Source organism: Bacteroides sp. (assembly GCF_029057325.1).
Classification (GTDB): domain Bacteria; phylum Bacteroidota; class Bacteroidia; order Bacteroidales; family Bacteroidaceae; genus Bacteroides.
The window spans coordinates 1-22,066 of sequence record NZ_JAICZW010000137.1; the positions used below are offsets into that span (position 1 = coordinate 1).

Annotated in this window: 15 protein-coding genes and 1 pseudogene; 11 read left to right on the forward strand and 5 right to left on the reverse strand. The window is 43.1% G+C overall.

Annotation, left to right across the window (positions count from 1 at the left end; all coding sequences use genetic code 11):
• The 6 genes from K2G43_RS08530 to K2G43_RS08555 form a co-directional block, all read left to right on the forward strand.
• The coding region (locus K2G43_RS08530; RefSeq protein WP_300154205.1) for an AAA family ATPase at positions 1-552 on the forward strand (552 nt) is incomplete at its 5' end.
• A gap of 2 nt (positions 553-554) precedes the next feature.
• The gene (locus K2G43_RS08535) at positions 555-1,409 is read left to right on the forward strand and encodes a DUF4435 domain-containing protein (protein ID WP_300154207.1); all 855 of its coding nucleotides are present in this window, start codon (positions 555-557) and stop codon (positions 1,407-1,409) included.
• Positions 1,410-1,442: 33 nt separating this feature from the next.
• The gene (locus K2G43_RS08540; RefSeq protein ID WP_300154211.1) at positions 1,443-2,570 is read left to right on the forward strand and encodes a Fic family protein; all 1,128 of its coding nucleotides are present in this window, start codon (positions 1,443-1,445) and stop codon (positions 2,568-2,570) included.
• Entirely contained in the window at positions 2,570-3,961 is a 1,392-nt protein-coding gene (gene rhuM / locus K2G43_RS08545; RefSeq protein WP_300154231.1) for a RhuM family protein, read from the forward strand. Before K2G43_RS08540 ends, rhuM begins: the two co-directional genes overlap by 1 nt.
• A 36-nt stretch (positions 3,962-3,997) precedes the next feature.
• Positions 3,998-5,443 carry a hypothetical protein gene (locus K2G43_RS08550; RefSeq protein WP_300154214.1) on the forward strand — a complete coding sequence of 482 codons (1,446 nt, stop codon included), beginning with the start codon at positions 3,998-4,000 and terminating at the stop codon, positions 5,441-5,443.
• 1,521 nt (positions 5,444-6,964) lie between these two features.
• A complete protein-coding gene (locus K2G43_RS08555; RefSeq protein ID WP_300154217.1) occupies positions 6,965-8,011 on the forward strand; it encodes a leucine-rich repeat domain-containing protein in 1,047 nt (348 codons plus the stop codon).
• Positions 8,012-8,156: 145 nt separating this feature from the next.
• On the opposite strand, the gene K2G43_RS08560 is transcribed toward K2G43_RS08555, so the two are convergent.
• Positions 8,157-9,773: an ATP-binding cassette domain-containing protein gene (locus K2G43_RS08560; protein WP_297644701.1), complete on the reverse strand. Its 1,617-nt coding sequence runs from the start codon at positions 9,771-9,773 to the stop codon at positions 8,157-8,159.
• Between the two features lie 206 nt (positions 9,774-9,979).
• On the opposite strand from K2G43_RS08560, the gene K2G43_RS08565 reads away from it, so the two are divergent.
• Positions 9,980-10,612, forward strand: coding sequence for a nucleotide exchange factor GrpE (locus K2G43_RS08565; RefSeq protein ID WP_297644699.1), 633 nt, complete (start codon positions 9,980-9,982; stop codon positions 10,610-10,612).
• 11 nt (positions 10,613-10,623) lie between these two features.
• On the forward strand, positions 10,624-11,796 hold the full coding sequence (gene dnaJ, locus K2G43_RS08570; protein WP_297644697.1) for a molecular chaperone DnaJ: 1,173 nt from the start codon (positions 10,624-10,626) through the stop codon (positions 11,794-11,796).
• 84 nt (positions 11,797-11,880) lie between these two features.
• Here the strand turns inward: dnaJ and K2G43_RS08575 are convergent, their stop codons facing one another.
• Entirely contained in the window at positions 11,881-12,696 is an 816-nt protein-coding gene (locus tag K2G43_RS08575) for a carboxymuconolactone decarboxylase family protein (protein ID WP_300154222.1), read from the reverse strand.
• A 642-nt stretch (positions 12,697-13,338) separates the two neighbouring features.
• Between K2G43_RS08575 and K2G43_RS08580 the strand changes: the two genes are divergently transcribed.
• Entirely contained in the window at positions 13,339-15,093 is a 1,755-nt protein-coding gene (locus tag K2G43_RS08580) for a DUF6057 family protein (RefSeq protein ID WP_297643054.1), read from the forward strand.
• A gap of 10 nt (positions 15,094-15,103) precedes the next feature.
• Positions 15,104-16,570 (forward strand): hypothetical protein, encoded by a 1,467-nt coding sequence (locus tag K2G43_RS08585; protein ID WP_297643055.1) that lies wholly within the window; start codon positions 15,104-15,106, stop codon positions 16,568-16,570.
• Between the two features lie 204 nt (positions 16,571-16,774).
• On the opposite strand, the gene K2G43_RS08590 is transcribed toward K2G43_RS08585, so the two are convergent.
• Positions 16,775-19,339, reverse strand: a complete 2,565-nt coding sequence (locus tag K2G43_RS08590) for a glycosyltransferase family 1 protein (RefSeq protein ID WP_300154225.1) — start codon at positions 19,337-19,339, stop codon at positions 16,775-16,777.
• A 29-nt stretch (positions 19,340-19,368) separates the two neighbouring features.
• Entirely contained in the window at positions 19,369-21,030 is a 1,662-nt protein-coding gene (locus K2G43_RS08595; RefSeq protein ID WP_297643057.1) for a glycogen/starch synthase, read from the reverse strand.
• 231 nt (positions 21,031-21,261) lie between these two features.
• Here K2G43_RS08595 and K2G43_RS08600 point away from each other — a divergent pair, with 231 nt between their 5' ends.
• Entirely contained in the window at positions 21,262-21,480 is a 219-nt protein-coding gene (locus tag K2G43_RS08600; protein ID WP_300154229.1) for a hypothetical protein, read from the forward strand.
• Positions 21,481-21,835: 355 nt separating this feature from the next.
• Here K2G43_RS08600 and K2G43_RS08605 read toward each other — a convergent pair.
• Positions 21,836-22,066: pseudogene (locus K2G43_RS08605) on the reverse strand (ATPase); the annotation flags it as partial.

Here is a 22,066-nt window from a genome sequence, read left to right on the forward strand (position 1 = left end):
ACAATATTACGCACATTATCAGAAACGGCTGCAACAGATAAAGGAAAAGTATCAAATGAATACTATGAAGCATTACTTAAGTGGATGATAAATAGTGCTCAATTAGAAAAAATAGATAATATCACATCATATTGGAATCAATATGCAGAAAACATAATGAAATTAAGAGAGCCAATTATACGATTTACAGAAGGAGTCAACTTATTCTTTACGGAAGGTCATAAAGAAATTTTAATTGATGGTCAAGGTACTATTAAAATTAAAATTATCGAGGATGGACGAACTAAAATAAATTCTATTTATGAATTATCTTCTGGAGAAAAACAACTTGTCATAATGATGGCTCATTTGGCTTTTTACAGAATAAACAAAAGAGGCTCTGTATTTATTATTGATGAACCTGAATTGTCTTTACATATTAGTTGGCAGGAGATTTTTGTCGATGCATTGTTAAAAGCAAGTCCGGACACTCAATTTATCCTTGCAACCCATGCCCCTGCTATATTGGCAAAACCTGAAAGAAAATATTTATGTGAAGATTTATCTATTTAAGTATGATGTTAGAATATTCAACAGAAGTACGTCAAGCAGCAACAGTTTTTACTGAATACAGAAATACTATTGATATTTATACCGAAGATTGCGAGAAAGACAAAGAATTCTATGTAAAACTTCTCAAAAGACTATTATCTGATACAGATATTATTATCAACGATATTCATCCATTAGGTTGTCGAAGAACTGTAATTCAATGTTGTCAAGACGATACCGATAATAGAAGAAAAAAAATATATATAGTCGATGGGGATATTTATCTACAATATAAAGAAAAGGAGTGCATTCCCAACTTATTTGTATTAGATGCATATTGTATTGAGAATTTTATGATTTGCGAAGAGGCAATATGCTATGTAGCATATATGCTTCATGCAAGAGACTCATACGAAAATGTACAATTGTCACTACAGATTCCTGCAATTTTAGCAGAAATAGCAGAACCTCTAATAAATCTATTCTTCTATTATTCCATTCAAATGGAATGCTTAGGGCAATTTTGCATCATGAATATCGATGCCTATATGGATAAAAGTACTAAACAAATTGACATTACTAAAATCAACAAAAAGATTAGTGAGATTAAAAGTGCATTAATCTCAGAAGGAATCTCGGAAATTAAGCAGGAAGAACTACTTAATCAAAGAAAATCTAAATTTCCATATAACGTAGAGACGCTATTAACAATAGTATCTGGAAAGAACTTTCTAATTCCATTTATGAAATATCATATTGATAAACGACTTAATTGTAATGTTCGTTTGCCAAACGAAGCATGGAAGTTTAATTTAGTTGAAAAATGCGATATAAATAGATTATGCTCATTAAAACAAGCCGTTATTCAAGCTATATAGTTTACACCATGTTCATATTAAGAGAAAATTGAAATGCTAAACTTCGACGAATACATCCAACAAGGCGATCCGCAAAAGCGTGAAAAAGGCTATGCGTGGCAAACGGCAATAGGACTTCAAGCGGTAGATGGCTTGAAGCCCTCGGATTATCTTATTGAAACTGCTCGCAAGCATATTGAGGGAGATATAACCATTGATGAAGTACAGCAACTTATCAAAAGTTACTACGATTCAAAAGATATTCGTACTGAAAAGGATAATGAAACAGAAGAAGCCGATAAAGTTTCTGCCAACATAACCAAACTATTGAATGAGCGTTCATTTGCTTTTACCGTTGCCGGACTAACCGCCATTCATCGACGGATATTTGATGGAGTATTCAAGTTTGCCGGACAAATCAGAGATTACAATATCACCAAAAAAGAATGGGTGCTTCGTGGTGATACCGTATTTTATGTATCTGCACCCGACATTCGTAGAGCCATAGAGTATGACCTTGAACAAGAAAAGTCGTTTGATTATACAGGATTGGATATAAATCAAATAGTGAGTCATATCACCCAATTCGTATCCGGGTTGTGGCAAATTCACCCGTTTGGGGAAGGCAATACCCGAACAACAGCAGTGTTTACCATCCAGTATTTACGCTCAATGGGATTCAATGTCGAGAACGACCTTTTTGCCAATCATTCTTGGTATTTCCGTAATGCCTTGGTTAGAGCTAACTATCAAAACATACAAAAAGGCATCAAAAGAGAGTCTGTGTATTTGGAACGATTCTTCCGCAATCTATTGATGGGAGAAAACAATGAGTTGAGGAATCGTTTCATGGTAGTCGATGTGCCTGAAAATATGGTTATCTCCACCCCGACAAGTACCCCGACAAGTACCCCGACAAGTTCAGATAATCCGTTACAGATAGATAATGAGAATATCGGCCGTTTAATAAAGGCACTTGCGAACAATAGATTATCAGTCAAAGAGATGATGGCATCCGTAGGATTAAAGAACCGTGAAAATTTTATGGAATACTCACTCAATCCTGCAATTAAAGAGGGATTTGTTTCTATGCTCTACCCTGACAAGCCTCGCCATCCTCGTCAGAAATACCTATTGACGATTAAAGGATTAGCAGTGTATAACTCTAACAATCTGAAATGATGATAGACGAGAACAACATCCCCCCTATTCAATCCGACTTTGAACGGATTAAAAAGCGAGACGAAAAAGGTTTAGAGTATTGGACTTCCCGTGAGTTGTGTACTGCATTAGGCTATAGTACATTCCAAAAATTCAATCATACTCTAAACAAAGCTATTGCCATAGCTAATAAGAAAGGTTGTAATACTACCGAGCATTTTAACCCTACGTTTGAGATGGTCAAACTAAATTCCGGTTCCTTTCGTAAGGTTGAGAATATACATCTATCACGAATCGCTTGTTTGATGATTGCCGAAAATGCCGATAGCAAGAAGCCGCAAGTTCAAATGGCAAGAGAATATTTCAAAAGAGAAATATCAACTCCTGAATTAATCGATAATAGTCTATCATCCAATATCTTGTTATATAAGACAAAACAAGGAGAAAGCCGTATAGAGGTCATCTTTAATAGTGAAACATTTTGGATGTCGCAAAAGCGAATGGCTGATTTGTTTGGTGTCGAAACAAATACGATTAACAATTATCTGAAAGAGATATTCAAAAGCGGCGAACTGGATGAAAACTCAGTTATTCGAAAAATTCGAACAACTGCCCATAATGGCAAGAACGATGATACATTGTTCTATAATTTGGATGCGGTTATTGCCGTTGGTTTTCATGTGGGCAATTATCAAGCGAGCCAATTTCGGATGTGGGCTACATCGATTCTAAAAGAAATGATTATTAAAGGTTTTGTTCTTGATGACGAGCGGCTAAAACAAGACAAACATTTTGGCAAAGATTATTTTGATGACTTATTAGAACGTATCCAAGAGATAAGAGCTTCAGAACGTCAGTATTATCAGAAAATCACCGATGTCTACGCTGAATGTAGTGTCGATTATAACCCTAAGGCCAATATCACCCTACAATTCTTCAAAATGGTGCAAAATATGATGTATTGGGCTACTTCCCATCAAACAGCAACCGAAATCATCTATTCGAGAGCAGATGCCCAAAAACCTCACATGGGACTTACCACGTGGAAAAACGCTCCTGACGGCAGAGTTCAAAAGTCGGATACAATTATCGCCCAGAATTACCTATCAGACAAAGAAGTCTCTGCTTTCAATCGTCTATCAACCGCTTTCCTTGATTTGGCCGAACTTCGTGCCGAACGGCAAATCATCTCCACAATGGCAGATTGGAAAAAGCAATTGGATGATTTCCTGACTCTATATGAGTGTGATAAATATAATGAGGCTGACACCATTTCCGCCGAACAAGCGAAAGAAAAGGCATACGCCGAATATGATAAATTCCGCTTGATTCAAGACAAAGAGTTTCTTTCGGATTTTGATAAAGAAATCAAGAGGTGGGAAGAAAGAGGATTATTTAACAAACATATTTAATCGTAAATCGAACGTTTAGTTTAAAACAATACATAAATGGCAATACATTATAGCAAATATTTTCATGTTGAACATAAAGATTTCATATCTAAAGGTGTTTATAATGGATATTTAGACAAAGATTCTTTACTTCATATTGACCCTTTATTGCTAAAAGGTTGTAAAATTCCGGAGTTTCAAAATGCATATGATGAATTCCTTCAATACTTTAAAGACTTTATTCCACTCGCCAAATTCGTAAGAAAAACAGATACATCAGACAGATTTTTCAAACAGATAGTAAAACGCTTTACCTTAAGCGAAATTCCAAATACTGGATTAGGTTATTCTACTGGTAATACTCGTGGGCGTGGTATTAGTGGTGCACTATCTATTCAATTGGCAAATAGTGCTTATGAAATTATTTCAGCGGGTTTAATCGAGCCTGAAATATTCTGTTTAATGCAACTTATTGAAGATAATATGGGTGCAGACAGAATCAGTGATATGACTCTGTCAATACTTCAAAAGAATATTCTTTTATATACTCAACGTGTTGCAAAAGAGCTAAATATACCCACTAAAAGATATACCTGCTTAGGAGAATATTTCAATGTGCCTTTTTATAAAAGGAAACCTGTACATTTTATACCTATGTGTTTACTAACAGATTTACCTATTGCCCGTGATTATGACGAAATTGATGATGTGTGCCGTTACAATACTGAATTAAAGAGAAAAGTAGCTAAGATTATTGGCATATCTTGGAAAGAATATAAAGAATACAAGAAACCTGACTGGAAACATATTATTCTGAACAACAAAGAATGCTATGATGTTGCTATCTCTTTTTATAAAGGATTAACAGGAGTAGCTTACGATTTCGGCACTGACGCAAAAGAACAATATTTGGATATTCTAATGGAAGAAATTCTTGAAAAATTTCCATTCGATTTTATCTGTCCAACAGATGTGAATACCCGAAATAAAGTTTATGAATTTACAATGGCTATATGTAAACAGTTTAAACATCTTGTAGAAGACAATCGTTTATCAGAAGTTTTTTATCGTAAAAATAGAACGCCTGATGAAACTGATTGGCAGATGTTACTTTATACGGTTGCAGATACATATAGAACGGCTGGAGGTTTTGATATTGCAATAACTCGTGAGGATAATCCAGGGGTAGGTGAAATAGATTTTCATATAACACGAGGAACAAAAGCAAATACTATAATTGAAATAAAAAGGTCTTCAAATCAAAACCTATATCATGGTTATCGTTCACAACTTGCGGCCTATATCAGAGCAGAAAGAGCCACAGACGGTATTTTTATGATAATAGTCGAAGATGACAATTATGAAAAAATAAAAAATAATCTAGCAGTCATTCAAGAAGATATGAAGAGCAAAGGTGAATATGTGCCAGAAGTTATATATGTGAATGGTAACAGGCAAGTTTCAGCAAGCAATCCAGAGTATCATAATCCTGTATTACCATAAGTATCGGAAACAATTGTCGCTTATTTAATGTAGTCTAACAAAAATTTATCCGTACCATGCAGAAGTTCACATATATGGTTTACACTTTTTCAAACGAATATCACCAACCACTCTACACTTTTTCAAGCGAATCGAATGTGTATCCTACAGAAATTATCTGATTCTATGACCGATTTTCTACTCTCAAGCACCCTCTTGGAAAGAAAAACATACCGCACACCACAGAAATCCAAAGAAAACTACTACCTTTGTATTCAACAAGCGTTCTGTAACATACCTACGAAAACGCCCTATCACTCAACACATTGTATCTGATAGCGGACATTCCACAAAAGGACTGAAAAGAGGCGGTACAACACGTATATGCAAAACAATGAAATACAACGGTTTGCATTTGTCCCTACATTCTGTGTATTTGTCAAAACAGAGGTTGTACCGATTAAAATGAATAGTCGCTGATAATCAGTGATGTAAATATGCTGCATCGGAAAATAAGGCGAAAAATGGCGTTTTTCGGGAGTTGTCAGGAATTTGTTGCTATTTTGTTGCTGAAAGGTCAGCATTCATCTTTATTGCAAGTAACCTGGAGAAGTTCCTCAACAAAGAACAGAATATCGAAAAGATAGACATTGATTATCAAGAGGATAAACCAAATAATTGGAACTATGTCCGGTATTGCGAAGGGAATCAGGTTTCTTATGCAAGAGTGAATGGCGAATTGATAAATGGAGGTACGTTCAAAATCACCTCATACAACAAGGAAAAAGGACAGTATAAAGGTATATTCACTCTGATTTTCAGTGAAGGAACATTAAAAGGAGAGTTCTCGCTATAACGTCAAACTTTATCCGTTAGCGGAATTAATTCGCAGGCCCGCTTTTCAAAGCCGCTTAATAAACTGACTATCAGATATTTAAAATAAGCTAACAGACACTTGTGTTCAACGTGACAAACACTTGTGTTCAAGCTGACAGACACTTGTGTTTGAGAAGACAGATGCAAGTGTCTGTCAAACCGGGGAATATAGGGAAAATTGCAGAAGTTATTTCCTTCCGATTTAATTCCGCCAACAGGTCAAACTTTATAACTTGCTATAATACTCATCCTACCACTCTAAAAAAGAAGAAATTCAAATGTAACTTGCACAAAGCAGATCTTTTTTTTAGAAATCAACAAGCAAAACAGAGTTCCTATATGGGTCGTATAATGAGACTACCTCAGTCGTATAGTGAGGGCCCCCTATCGTTAGTAAGGGGATGCGTATTTAATCACATTGATCATCTGCAAGTTATAAATTGACATTTACTCATCAACAATTCAAGACAAACCATCAGAATGCGAATGTATGCTTGTTTCTCTGTCCCCTCCCTCATCCACCCTTGTGCCACCAAAATGAACTTTAAAAGGAATGCCCCCAAAAAGCTGTTCCCTTTATTTTATGTTATTATAAGTTTCAATTTTACGACCGAACCGCAAATTCTTCTTATATTTGAAAAATCAAATCATCTAACACCTGAAATCATGAAATTTAAAGCCATACTTTTTTTAATAGCCGGACTGACTTGGATGCAACCGGCATCCGCACAGAAAGCGAAAAGATATTATGTACCCAAACCGGGAACTTTGGTGGAACTGCTGACAGAAGCCGAAGCCAACGAAACAACTCACCTGACCCTGACAGGGAAACTGAACGCCATCGACTTCCGCCATCTGAGAGACGAATTCAAGAACTTGCAACTGTTGGACATTTCGAATGCTTCTATCAGCATGTATGCCGGTAAGAACGGCACCTATCCGGACCGCTTCTATATATATCCCGCCAATTGCATCCCCGCATACGCCTTTTGCCGTCCAACCAAAGACAGCACTTTCATCGGCAAGGAAACACTGACCAGAGTCATTCTTTCGGATAAGACGAAAAACATCGAAGACGCCGCCTTCAAAGGCTGCAAAAACCTGCAAGTATGCCAGATACGGAAAAAGACGGCTCCTAACCTGCTTCCCGAAGCATTGGCGGACAGCGTCACCGCCATATTCGTGCCAATGGGATGCAGCGACGCCTACCGCGCCCAAAAGAAATGGGCGACTTTCGCCTTTATTGAAGGAGAACCGTTGTCTGTTACCGTAGAAATGGGTAAGATGAGCAGTCTGGCCAGCGAACTGGTCAGAAACGGGAAGCAACCGAAAGACGTGAATTTCCTGACCGTCAAAGGCAAAATGGACGAAGCGGACTTCACGCTGATACGCGATTATATGCCCAATCTTGTCTCCATCGATCTCTCGCAAAGCGATGCCACCGCCATCCCCGATTACACTTTCACCCAAAAGAAATATCTGTTAAACGTCCGGCTTCCCCATGGTCTGAAAAGCATCGGACAACGCGCGTTCAGCGGTTGCGGACGCTTGTGCGGAACCTTGGTGCTCCCTCCCACTGTGACCGCCATCGAATATGGAGCCTTTATAGGATGCGACAACCTGCGCTACGTACAAGCTACGGGAGATAAAATCACGACTTTGGGAGACAACCTCTTCGGAGAGAGTAAAGGAAAAATCGTATATAAGGACTAAGAAGTTAAAGGTAGTTAGAAGGAGTGAGCACTTCGTTAGGAGTTAAAAACCAATAGTTTTGCTTTGTGCAAGTAAGACTATCAGCCTCTAACTCCCGATTAACTCCTTCCAACTCCTGATAACTCCTGATAACTCCCTAAAGAAATCACTCTGCGTACATCCGAGCCTTCAATTCCTTGATATGGTCGGAAGTGATGTACTCGTCATATTCCATCATCTTGTCGATGATACCGTTCGGAGTCAGTTCGATGATGCGGTTGGCAACGGTTTGAATGAACTCGTGGTCGTGGGATGAAAAAAGGATATTCCCCTTATAAATCTTCAAGTTGTTGTTGAATGCCTGGATAGATTCCAAATCAAGGTGGTTGGTCGGCGTATCCAGAATCAGGCAGTTCGCATTGCGGAGCTGCATACGCGCAATCATACAGCGCATTTTCTCACCTCCCGACAATACGCTTGCCTTCTTCAGCACCTCTTCACCGGAGAAAAGCATACGGCCGAGGAAACTCTTCATATAAACCTCGTTGCCTTCGCCGAACTGACCCAACCAATCGACCAGATTCAAATCGGTATTGAAGAAAGAGGTGTTGTCCAACGGCAGATAGGCAGTGGTGATAGTGACACCCCAATTGAACGTACCTGAATCGGGCTTCATATTGTCGTTGATAATCTCAAACAAGGCGGTCATCGCACGTGGGTCACGGGAGAGGAAAACGATTTTATCGCCCTTTTCCACGTTGAAATTGACATCACGGAACAGCACCGTGCCATCGTCCAGCGTCTTTGTCAAGCCCGACACTTCCAATATCTGGTTGCCCGGTTCACGTTCCGGCGTGAAGATGATGCCCGGATATTTACGCGAAGAGGGTTTGATTTCTTCGACATTCAGCTTCTCCAACATCTTTTTACGGCTGGTAGTCTGCTTACTCTTTGCCACATTGGCACTGAAACGGCGGATAAACTCTTCCAGCTCCTTCTTCTTCTCCTCGGCCTTTGCCTTCTGGTTCTGCTGCTGACGAAGGGCAAGCTGGCTGGACTCATACCAGAAGCTATAGTTACCGGCAAACAGGTTAATCTTTCCATAATCGATATCGACCGTATGCGTACAAACGGAGTCAAGGAAGTGACGGTCATGACTTACGACCAGCACCGTATGCTCATAGTTGGCAAGATACTCTTCCAACCAAATCACGGTCTCCATATCCAAGTCATTGGTAGGCTCATCCAGCAATAAGTTATCAGGATTGCCATAAAGGGCCTGCGCCAGCATCACACGCACCTTCTCCTTATTATTCAACTCGCTCATCATCAGGTAATGCTTGTCCTCCTTAATGCCCAAACCGCTCAACAGCGCAGCCGCATCGCTCTCTGCATTCCAGCCGTCCAGTTCCGCAAACTTCTCTTCCAGTTCTGAAACCTTTAATCCGTCTTCATCCGTGAAGTCCTCTTTGGCATAGAGCACCTCACGCTGCTTCATAATATCCCACAAGATGGTATGCCCCATCATTACCGTGTCCATCACAGTAAAGGCATCCCACTTGAAGTGGTCCTGACTCAACACGGACAGACGTTCGCCCGGAGCCAGCACAACAGAACCTGTCGTAGGTTCCAGTTCTCCGGAAATGGTTTTCAGGAAAGTAGATTTTCCGGCACCATTGGCACCGATGATACCATAACAATTACCACTCGTAAACTTCAGGTTTACCTCATTGAACAACACTCTTTTACCAAACTGTACTGATACGTTAGAGACTGTAATCATCTTTATATTTACAATTTACCGTTAAATACTAGCAATCTACGAATTGAGGGCGCAAAGGTAGTCATTTTTCTACGAATAGACACAGAGAAGCACTGACAATCTGACATAAAAGTATTACCTTTGTGGCGCATTCTGCAAAAATGTCCTTTTTTGGCAAAGTTTTTGCTGGGACGCTTATAACGTATTAACTTAACATCTTAACAGATTTGAAGAAGAAATCATTTTACAAGAATAATAAGCATAACAATATGAATCCGAAAGAACAAGTAAACAAGCAGGAAGAAGAACTGAAAGTTCAAGAGACTCCGAACGAAAGTAACGAAGAGAACAACAACCCGGAAGCTTCGCAAGAGCACGAGGCTCCCCTGACAGAAGAAGAAAGACTCGCAGAGGAATTGGAAAAAGCCAACCAGCAAGTTGAAGAGCAAAAAGACAAGTACCTGCGTCTGTCAGCCGAATTTGACAACTATCGCAAGCGCACGATGAAGGAAAAAGCAGAGCTTATCCTGAACGGAGGCGAAAAAAGCATCAGCAGCATCCTGCCTGTTGTGGACGACTTTGAGCGCGCCCTCAAGAATATGGAGACTGCCACCGATGTAACTGCCGTGAAAGAAGGTGTGGAACTTATCTACAACAAATTCATGAACGTATTGGGACAAAACGGAGTAAAGGTGATAGAGACAAAAGAAAAACCACTCGACACGGACTACCACGAAGCCATCGCCGTGATTCCGGCACCCACCGAAGAACTGAAGGGTAAAATCCTGGATTGTGTGCAAACCGGTTACATGCTAAACGAAAAAGTCATCCGCCATGCCAAAGTGGTAGTCGGAGAATAACATAGAATTGTATGGAAAAAAGAGATTACTACGAGGTATTAGGGGTCGAAAAAAACGCATCGGCCGATGAAATCAAAAAAGCCTATCGCAAGAAAGCCATCCAATATCACCCTGACAAGAATCCGGGAGACAAGGAGGCAGAAGAAAAATTCAAAGAAGCGGCAGAAGCGTATGACGTATTGAGCAACCCGGATAAACGTGCCCGCTACGACCAGTTCGGCCATGCGGGAGTGGGAGGCGCAGCCGGCAATGGCGGACCGTTCGGTGGATTCAGCGGAGGAGGCATGTCCATGGACGACATCTTCTCCATGTTTGGCGACATCTTCGGCGGACACGGCGGAGGTTTCAGCGGATTCGGCGGTTTTGGTGGAGGCGGAGGTGCCCAACAACGCCGTTATCGCGGTTCGGACTTGCGTGTGAAAGTAAAACTGAACCTGAAAGATATTTCCACCGGCGTAGAGAAAAAGTTCAAATTAAAGAAATACGTGCCTTGCAGCCATTGCCACGGTACAGGAGCGGAAGGCGAAGGCGGCACGGAGACATGTCCGACTTGCAAAGGTAGCGGAAGCGTCATCCGCAACCAGCAAACCATCCTCGGCACGATGCAAACCAGAGCCACCTGCCCCACTTGCAACGGTGAAGGCAAAATCATCAAGAACAAGTGTAAGGAGTGTGCCGGCGAAGGTATCGTCTATGGCGAAGAAGTGGTAACCGTCAAAATACCCAAAGGCGTTGCCGAAGGCATGCAACTCTCCATGGGCGGCAAAGGTAATGCCGGCAAACACAACGGTGTACCGGGTGATCTTTTGATTCTCATAGAAGAAGAACAAGACCCGAACCTGATACGCGATGAAAACGACTTGATTTACAATCTGCTGCTCAGTTTCCCGACAGCCGCTTTAGGCGGTACGGTCGAAATTCCCACCATCGACGGAAAAGTGAAGGTGAAGATAGAATCGGGCACGCAACCCGGAAAAGTTCTCCGCCTCCGCGGAAAAGGATTGCCAAGCGTCAATGGCTACGGAACAGGAGATTTGCTGGTAAACGTCAGCGTGTATGTACCTGAGACATTGAGCAAGGACGAGAAGAAGGCATTGGAAGAGATGGAAACATCGGATAACTTCAAGCCAAACACATCTGTCAAGGAGAAGATATTCAAGAAATTCAGAAACTTGTTCGACTAAACAAAGGAACACCCTCATCAATCAAAATCAAAGACTGATTGACAAAAAGTAGGTGCACTACAAACGGTGCGCCTACTTTTTTTATTATTTCAACTTGTCATATTGTTCATCGGTCACCGGTTCCAGCCATTCGTTGGAAGCGTTCTCACCAGAAATCTCGAAAGCGAGATGCGCGAACCAGCTGTCAGCCGCCGCCCCATGCCAATGTTTCACACCTGCGGGAATATGGATAACCGTACCGGGCAGAATCTCCTGCGCGGGCTTGCCTTCCTCCTGATACCAACCACGTCCGGCAACGCCGATAAGCATCTGGCCGCCGCCCTTCGTAGCGTGATGGATGTGCCAGTTGTTGCGGCAACGAGGCTCGAACGTAACGTTGGCAATGGGAACCTGTTCTGAAGACACACGGGCAATATAGCTGTTGCCGATAAAGTATTCCGCAAACGCCGTATTGGGTTCACCGATGGGGAAAATCATCTCACGCTGAAAAGCAGCTTGGGCATCATCGCCGGCAGTCTCTTCCGCCCACACGTCTTTAGCGAGACGGAACGCCGCCCACGCTTTGGGCCATCCGGCATAGAAGCCGATGTGGGTGATGATTTCCGCAATTTCGGTGCGGGTGATACCGTTGTTCTTCGCCGATTGAAGGTGAAATGTCAGTGAGCTGTCCGTAATACCCTGACTGATGAGCGACGTAATCGTAACCAGGCTGCGGTCGCGCAAACCGAGTTTATCAGTGCGGCTCCACACCTCACCAAAGAGGACATCATCGTTCAACTCTGCGAATTTGGGGGCGAACTCTCCCAACTGGTTACGCCCTGCTGTCTGTACAATCTTTTCTTGTGCCATAATAGTATGTGTAAAAACCGTGAATAGTGTAAATAAAAAAAGCTTGTTCATAATGTTATGATTATTAAGTAAATGATTCTATTCTTCTCTTGATGAAGCAAATGGCGGGGCAAAGCCTCCACCCTCCATTCATACAATGCAAAAATAAAGCAGTCGCACCATTCGGAAGATATACCGATTACGGATAAAACTACCTATTTTACAGATTCAGCCGTGCCTCGCATACTCCTTTTCTTTTTTCATTGCAAAAATAAGAGGTCCGTTTGACTCACCTTTTGTTGTCAGGCTCATTCTTTTTCAAAAGAAAGTTCACTTTTTCTTTATCCTTTTTAAAGCAACACTTTATTCCCATTAAAGTGTTGCTTTATTCGAATTAAAGTAAGACTTTGAAAAGGATAAAGAAAAAATAAAGTACTATTTCTATGATTTGCAATGCGCTATATAGGCGTTAGGGGTCGCATGTCATCACTCCACATACCGGATGCCCCCAAGTTCTTGGAAACAAACTCTTTGCGTCTGCATCCTTTCCCTATCGTGGCAAAGGTCGTCACATCAGGGAGAGAAAGCCATTGCCGCAGCCGGAGATGGACAAAATGATGAAGGATTACCATTCAAGATGCTCAACGATCGTTTTTTTTCACTACCTTTGGCACAATAATTTTGAATGTTCTTTTCAAATTCTTGTCACATCTAATGAACTATAAACTTACCGCCTTTTGGCTTATCGTTTTTGGTGCTCTGTTTGCTTTCTTGCAAATCGGTTTCCAATATCACTTCTATTTCATAGAGCAAAGCCAGCTCTTCTTGTTCTCATCGGCCTATATCGAAGAGAAACTGTTCTTACCCGGTGGATTTTCCTTATTAGCAGCGGAGTTTTTGGTGCAGTTTTTCGCGCTGCCCTATTTGGGAGCCGCCATTACGGCTGCATTATTGACCGCTGTAGGAATCTGTACTACCGGCATCGTCAGACAGATGTCGCCCGATTCCAAACTATTTATCCTCTACTTGTTGCCGCCATTGGCATTGCTGTTCATGCACTTCGACATGAACTACCGGATACAAGGCACGGTCAGCTATCTGCTGATGGAAGTTCTGCTGTACGGCTACCTGCGCATACAGAAAGAGCGGTGGCGGATGGTTGCGGGATGGATACTGACTCCACTCCTATTCGGACTGGCCGGATCGATTGCCGTGCTGTTCGCCGTCCTGATATGCCTGCTCGAACTATTGCGGAAGACGCCCCGAAGCTACCTCGCCTTCCTTTGTATCGCTGAAGTCCTGCTCTTGGGAACCGGAGCAATCTACTTCTCCCTGATTGGGGAATACAGATGGGCTTTCACGCCGGATATGTACTATCATTCCCGTCTTTCTCCCAAAGAAATTATCTATCTGTCTTGGGCAACACTCCCTTTTGTTGTAGCGGTGGCTTTCTTTCTTCGAAATAGAAAAATAGCTTCTCCGAAGTCGAAGGTATTTGTCGGAATCGGTTGCATCGCCCAAGTGGCGATAGCCGCTGCCATTTTGTGGTGGGGCACTCCCAAATACGGCGACACCAAAAGTTTAAAACTGAAGAAGTTGGACTACTACGCCCGAACAGAACAATGGGACAAAACAATTGAAGAATGTCAGGGGAAGTTGAACAACTACCTCTACATGTGCCATTTGAACATGGCTTTGGCAAACAAAGGAATGCTTACGGACTATATGTTCCGTTTCGACCAACGGAACCTGCAAGGTTTGATGGTTCAACAGAACAAACAAGAGAACATTTCTTGTCTGCTCAGCGATATCTATTTCACAATGGGAGCAACCGCCTTGTCGCAAGAAAAAGCTTTCGAGGGATACATCAGTTCCGTGGACGGAGGAAACACGCGCATGCTGAAACGATTGGTACAAACCAATCTGATCTATGGCGAATATCCGGTTGCGGAAAAATACATCTCGCTGCTTGAGCATACATTCGCCTACCGCGATTGGGCCAAATCACAGCGCAAATACCTCTACAACGATGAAGCCATAGAGAATGACCCTGTATTGGGCCTGTGCAGACGAATACTGCCGGCGCAAAGCACACTCGCCGGACTTGACGGGCCGCTGGAAGACCTGGAAAAGTTCATAGAGAAAGGTCCTGCCAATTCTGCCGCCTTGCAGTATCTGGGTGCCATCTATCTGCTGTCAAAGGACTTGCACGGGCTCAAAAATCTGCTGGACAAATACTATGGAACAGCAGTGATGCCTACCCTGCCCATCCACTTCCAAGAGGCTGTGCTCATCTTGTCGGAAGAAGAAAAGGATTACTGGAAACGGTTCAACCTTTCGGACAAGACAATGACACGATTTGCCGAATACAAGCGACAAGCATTGGCCCAAAAGGACAAAAAGAGACTTGGCGGACTGCTTTATCGCTCCCACAGAGATACGTACTGGTTTTATTTCATGTTTAAATAAGCTGTAGAAGATGAAAAGAAAAAATATTGTTGCAATAGCATTGCTGGTGACCGCTTTGTCCGCTTGTTCCGATTCTGTAAAGGTAACCCGTACCATTGACGAGGCTCCCACCATTTTTCCCGATTATAATGGTGTGACAATTCCTGTCAACATAGCGCCACTAAACTTTGCATTCACCGGTTCGGAAGCCGAATCGCGTGCTGTCTTTTCGTGCAAGGAGCATCAATTTACGGTGAAAGGCAAGAAAGGAAGCTTTGCAATTCCCCCTTCCCCTTGGAAGAAGATGCTGGAAGCTGCCACCGGAAGTTCCATCCAAGTGACGGTGCAGGTGAAGCAGGGCGAAGAGTGGTGTGCTTACTCCCCTTTTACCATTCAGGTGGCTCCCGAAAAGGTGGATACCTATATCGCCTATCGCCTGATTGAACCGGGCTATGAGTTGTGGAACAAGATGGGCATTTACCAAAGAAATCTGGAAAACTATACGGAAACGGCGATTATCGAAAACAAGATGAGCGGCAACAACTGCCTCAATTGCCACTCGTTCTGCAATCAAAACCCGGACAAGATGCTGTTCCACATGCGAGATGCTTTCGCGGGCACCCTCCTTATCGACGGTGACAAGATTGAGAAACTGAATACAAAAACACCGGAAACCCTCTCCGCACTGGTCTATCCTTCCTGGCACCCTTCGGGCAAGTATGTGGCTTTCTCCGTAAACAAGACCAAACAAGCTTTCCATTTGAATGACCGAAACAGGATAGAAGTATTCGACGAAGCATCGGACGTAGTGGTGTATGACGTGGAGAAGAAAGAAGTATTTACGACCTCCTCTATCTTCTCGTCAAACGCTTTCGAAACATTCCCCACTTTCTCTCCTGATGGCAAGACACTCTATTTCTGTAGCGCGGAAGCACGACAGATTCCGCAAGAGTTCGCAGAAGTCCGATACAACCTCTGTTCTATCTCCTTCGACCCGACAACGCGTTCATTTGGCACACAGGTAGATACCCTTTATCATACGAGGCAAGGAAGAAAAAGCGCCTCTTTCCCTCGTGTCTCGCCTGATGGTCGTTACCTATTATATACATTGTCTGGCTACGGCAACTTCTCCATCTGGCATAAAGATGCCGATTTGTATCTTGCCGACCTTCAGACCGGCAACAGCCGCCCGTTGACAGAAGTGAACAGCGATGACGTGGAAAGCTATCACTCCTGGAGCAGCAACAGCCGTTGGTTCATATTCAGCAGCCGCCGGATAGACGGATTATATACCCGGCCGTACATCGCATACGTCGGCACAGATGGCAAAGTCGGCAAGCCGTTCCTGCTTCCCCAAAAGGATACCGACTTCTACCACGACTGCATGAAATCATTCAATATTCCTGAATTTATTACCGGCAAGGTGAAAACGCAGGCAAGCGCCATTGCAGCTAAGGCAAAAAAGGATGAAAGTATTCAGGTGAAGTTTGCAAAATGAGGGAGTCAAAATGCCCAACAGCACACAAGATGGCACTGGAACTAAACAGATGACCGCGAATTTCATCCAACTGATTTACAGGCAAGAGAATCTGCGATTAATTCAGTGTTATGTGTGTCATGATGAGTTTTGACACACACTAAAACAAAAAGGAGGTATGTTTTCGACATACCTCCTTTCTTTTATAAGTTTGATTATAAATAATTATACAAACCAACGAACATAGCAGAAGTCCTGACGGTGAGGCAGGTCCTCGTTCTTCGGGAACATACGGTAAGATACCTTGAAGCTTCCGGCATTTTCCACCTTATGCTTAGCCTGGAAAGTATAAAGGTTGCCCTCTTTCTTCACTACATCGAACGGTTCAACCGAATAAACGTGTTGCTTACCATCTGCTGTAGCGTAAGTAGTTACCAATTCCAGCCCGACAGCATCGTTCAAGCCCTTCTCGTCAATCACATAAGTGATGGTATATTCCTTACCACTTTCAATAGAGCCCTTCAATAAGTCTTCAGACTTGTCGAAAGATACGACTTCGATGCTGTCCCATTTTTCTGCAACCTCTTCCTTCCAAGCCGCAATTTCTTTGGCTTTGGCATAACCGTCGGCGGCCAACTTCTTGAAGCGTACGGCTTCCTTCGTATAGAACTTGCTATAATAATCGTCAAGCTGACGCTTCATCGTATAGTGCGGAGCAATCTGAGCGATGGAATTCTTGATGGTTCTAATCCATCCTTCAGAATAGCCCTTCTTGTTGCGTGCATAGTACAACGGCAGAATTTCTTGTTCCAGAATACTGTAGATAGTAGCGGCATCCAACTGGTCTTGATGTTCTTGGTTCTGGTAAGTACGCTTTTCGGTCAACGCCCAGCCGGCACCTTCACGATAGCCTTCCAACCACCAACCGTCAAGTACGGAGAAGTTTACAACACCGTTCATCAACGCCTTCTCACCGGAAGTACCGGATGCCTCCAACGGACGAGTCGGAGTATTCAACCAAATATCCACACCTGTAACCAAACGACGTGCCAACTGCATATCGTAGTTCTCCAAGAAGATAATCTTGCCCAAGAACTCAGGACGACGGGAGATTTCGATGATTCTCTTAATCAGCCCCTGACCGGCACCATCGTGCGGGTGAGCTTTACCGGTGAACAGGAATTGTACCGGATAATCGGGGTTGTTCACAATTTTAGCCAAACGTTCTAAGTCGGTGAACAGCAGGTGAGCACGCTTGTAAGTAGCGAAACGACGTCCGAAACCAATCAACAATGCATTCGGATTAATCTTATCCAGCAGAGATACGATGCGTGAAGGGTCACCTTGATTCTTCAACCAAGTCTCACGATATTGCTTGCGGACATAGTCAATCAGCTTGTTTTTCAGCGCCATGCGGGTCTGCCAGATTTCCTCGTCAGATACATTATAGATAGCCTCCCAAATTTTAGGATTGGATTGGTCATACCAGAAGTTCTCATCGAAATGAGCCGCATAAAGTTTCTTCCATTCCGTAGCGCTCCAAGTGGGGAAGTGTACACCATTGGTAACGTAACCTACGTGATTCTCCTCAGGGAAATAACCCTTCCAGATAGAAGAGAACATCTCCTGAGAAACCTTACCATGCAACCAGCTTACACCGTTCACTTCCTGAGAAGTGTTGCAAGCGAATACGGACATACAGAAGCGTTCGCCCTTGTCGCCCGGATTGTTACGGCCAAGATCCATCAACTCGTCCCAAGTGATACCCATTTTTGAAGGATAACCACCCATGTACTTACCGAACAGACCTTCGTCAAAATAGTCATGACCGGCAGGAACCGGAGTATGCACTGTATAAAGAGAAGAAGCACGAACCAACTCGATAGCCTGGTTGTAGGTCAAGCCCTCAGCTACGTAGTCGCAAATACGCTGTACGTTAATCAAAGCTGCGTGTCCTTCGTTGCAGTGGTAAATGTCCTTCTTGATACCCAGCTTCTTCAACGTCAGCATACCGCCGATACCAAGCAGGATTTCTTGTTTCAGACGATTTTCCCAGTCACCACCATAGAGTTGGTGCGTAATGGAACGGTCGAACTCGCTGTTCATTTCGTTATCCGTATCAAGCAGATACAAAGAGACACGACCTACATTTACTCTCCATACGTATGCACGCACGTAGTAATCCAGATAAGGAACATCCACAATCACCTGTTGTCCGTCTTCACCGATCACCGGTTCCAGCGGCAACTGACCGAAGTTCTGCGCTTCGTAGTTGGCAATCTGCTGTCCGTCCATAGACAAAGTCTGTGTAAAGTAGCCATAGCGATACAGGAAACCTACCGCACACAGATCCACGTTGCTATCGGAAGCTTCTTTCAGGTAGTCGCCGGCAAGTACGCCCAAACCACCGGAATATATTTTAAGTACATGATTCAAGCCATACTCCATACTGAAATAAGCTACAGAAGGACGTTTGCTATCCGGCTTCACATCCATATAGGCGCGGAATTTAGAATATACGTCATCCATTCTGCGCAAAACGACCTTGTCATTTGCAAGTGCCTCAAGTTTAGCGTAGCTCATACGTTCCAACAGAAGTACCGGATTTTGTCCTACTTCTTTCCACAAAGCAGGGTCAAGATCTTTAAACAATTCGGTAGCCTCGTAGTTCCACGACCACCAAATGTTATGTGCCAGTTCAGACAATTTCTCCAATTCTGCAGGAATGTGTGATTTCACATTGACATCTTTCCAGTTTGGAGTGTTTACATTACTAACTTTAATCTTCATTGTTTATGATAATTGATTAATGATTCTTGTTAATTTAATTGGCGCTTCATGGCATTGCGCATCGCAACGTCATACGCCTCATAATAATATTTAATGAAATGTTTCCACAAAGCCTGTTCAGCCACCTGACCCGCACGCTTACGGATTTCTTTGACTTCCGCCTCCGTCTTGGCAGAGAAAGCGGCAATGGTGTCCTTGATGCCGTCCGCCACTTCGGAATAGTTATAATCCGAACGGTGCACCACCTCCACGCCATCGTCAATGCCATGCTGATTCTTCAGGCTGTTCACCCAAAGACCGAAGCCCGCAAGATCAGTGGTGATAGTAGGTACCCGGAAAGCAACACTCTCCAGCGGAGTATATCCCCACGGCTCATAATAGGAAGGATAGACACTGAGGTCTTCTCCTAAGATGATATCGTAATAGTGCTTGTTGAGAATGCCGTCCTTTCCATCCAGGTAACAGGGCACAAAAATGACCTTTACCTTATCTTCCGGATGGTTTCCCATGCCTAAATACTTCAACATATCAAGCACCTGATCGTGTGTCATATTGTGCAGCCAGTGAGTAATAAAAGGGCACTCTAAAGCCGTGTCGAATTTACCCTTGCTCTTGAGGCGCTGCTGCAAATCCTCGCGGGGGTCTCCCACCCAACCGGGCACACTGACAAACGCCAGCACTTTCTTCTTCAGATTTTTGTCACGGTTCAGCCGGTTCAGCGTTTCCAAAAAGACGTTGATGCCTTTGTTCTTGAACTCATAACGTCCGCTTGTACCGATAATCAAGGTATCATCGTCCAGGCTATCGCCTAACAGACAATTCGCCACTTTCAGCATCAGCGAACGCGCCCGTTTGCGCTTGCCGACAAAAGTAGCGCCTTTCGGAACAAAGTCATCTTCGAAACCGTTCATCAGCACCACATCGGCAGGCTTGTCAAGCAACTCCCTGCATTCATTGTTCGTAATTTCACTCACGGTAGTGAAACAATCCACATAGTGAGCGGTCTGCTTTTCAATGGAATGTTTGGACTGAATGTTCAACTCCTGCGACATTTGGTCGCCATTGTAAGCGAAAAGATAATCATACAGCGGTTTATCATTTCCGGCGATAGAACGTCCGATGGAAGTAGCGTGGGTGGTAAAGATGGTAGCGATTTCCGGAACTGCCATTTGCAGATAGAGGGCAGCCATACCTGTCATCCATTCATGTGCCTGAAACACCACTTTGTCTGTTTCAGTCAGATTGAAGCGATAAAAACTCTCAACCACTTTTCCGGTCGCATACGCGAACATACACGCCTCGTCGTAATCGCCGTATGCATGCAGGGAATCCACCTGATAGTGGTTCCACATCTCCGTATAGATTTCGTTTTTTTGCGTGAAAAACGGTAAAAAATCAACCAAAATAACAATTGGTTTACCCGGAATATTCCAACGACCTACGCGCACAGAGAGGTTATCTTTTTCAGCGGCATGTTCTTTCCATGCCACGCACAGGTTATCGGATTCAATGAACAAAGGATTCTCTCGTCCTCGCCAGAAATCCGGTCCTATGAAGAACAATTTATCGCGAAAATGGGTCTGCAAAGTATTAGCCCTTGTGGACAAAACAGTATAGATACCGCCTACTTTATTACACACTTCCCAACTCGCTTCAAAGACGTAATCGGGGGTAAGTAGTTCTTCTGTCATACTATGTTATAATCTCGTTTTCTTAATTTGGCTGCAAAAGTACACATTATTCTTTGAAAAATAGACTTTTAATTGAAAAAACTAACGAAATTTATATAGAAAAGCGTTTGCATTATGCTACCATTTACTTGTATCAACACGCCTCAATCCCCCTATACAAGCGACTTTCAGACAGAAAAAACGATCTTTCAAAAGCGCAAACCTAAGGAGTAAGAAAGAGAAAGTTCAGGATTGGAAACAGAAAGTTCAGGTTTAGAAACAGAAAGTTCAGGTTTAGAAACAGAAAGTTCAGGTTTATCATATCCGAATCAAAGCCATATATCTTCCCAATACGGTTCTTTAAAAGAGCTAGAGGAGTTAATAGGAGTTATCAGCCGACAAGTCGGTTTAGGAGTGCCAATATTACAGCAACGGCATCTTGTCTTGCAATTCCTAACGAAGCGAGGCTAAGTGATGACTTCTTGAACTCCCACAAATAAAAAACATGTCTTCACCTATTGGCGGAATTAAATCTGCAAGGAAATAACTTCTGCAATTTCCCCTATATTCCCCGGTTTGACAGACACTTGCATCTGTCAGCTCAAACACTTGTGTCTGTCAGATTGAACACAAGTGTTTGTCACGTTGAACACAAGTGTCTGTTAGCTCACTTTTCAACACCTGGAAATCAACACGTTAAACAATATCCAAAAGCAGACTTGCGAATTAATTCCGCCAACGGGTGTCTTTCCAAAGGTTTACTACAAAAAAAGCCCCGGAGAATTTCAAGAAACTCTCCGGGGACAACAACTTATATATGTCCGGATTATACCAAGAAGGTGGCTACCAACGCCAAGATGGCATAAAACTCAGGAAGAGCGGCATAAATCATCGTGTTGGTCTGCACGTCATGCCCTTGAGAAACTCCTACGATACCGTTGGCACAAACCTGTCCCTGACGGATGGCGGAGAACAAGCATACCAGACCTACGCCCAAGCCTACACCAAACCACAAAGCACCTGTATCATCCTTCACTTTACCGAAGTGGAGCAGGAA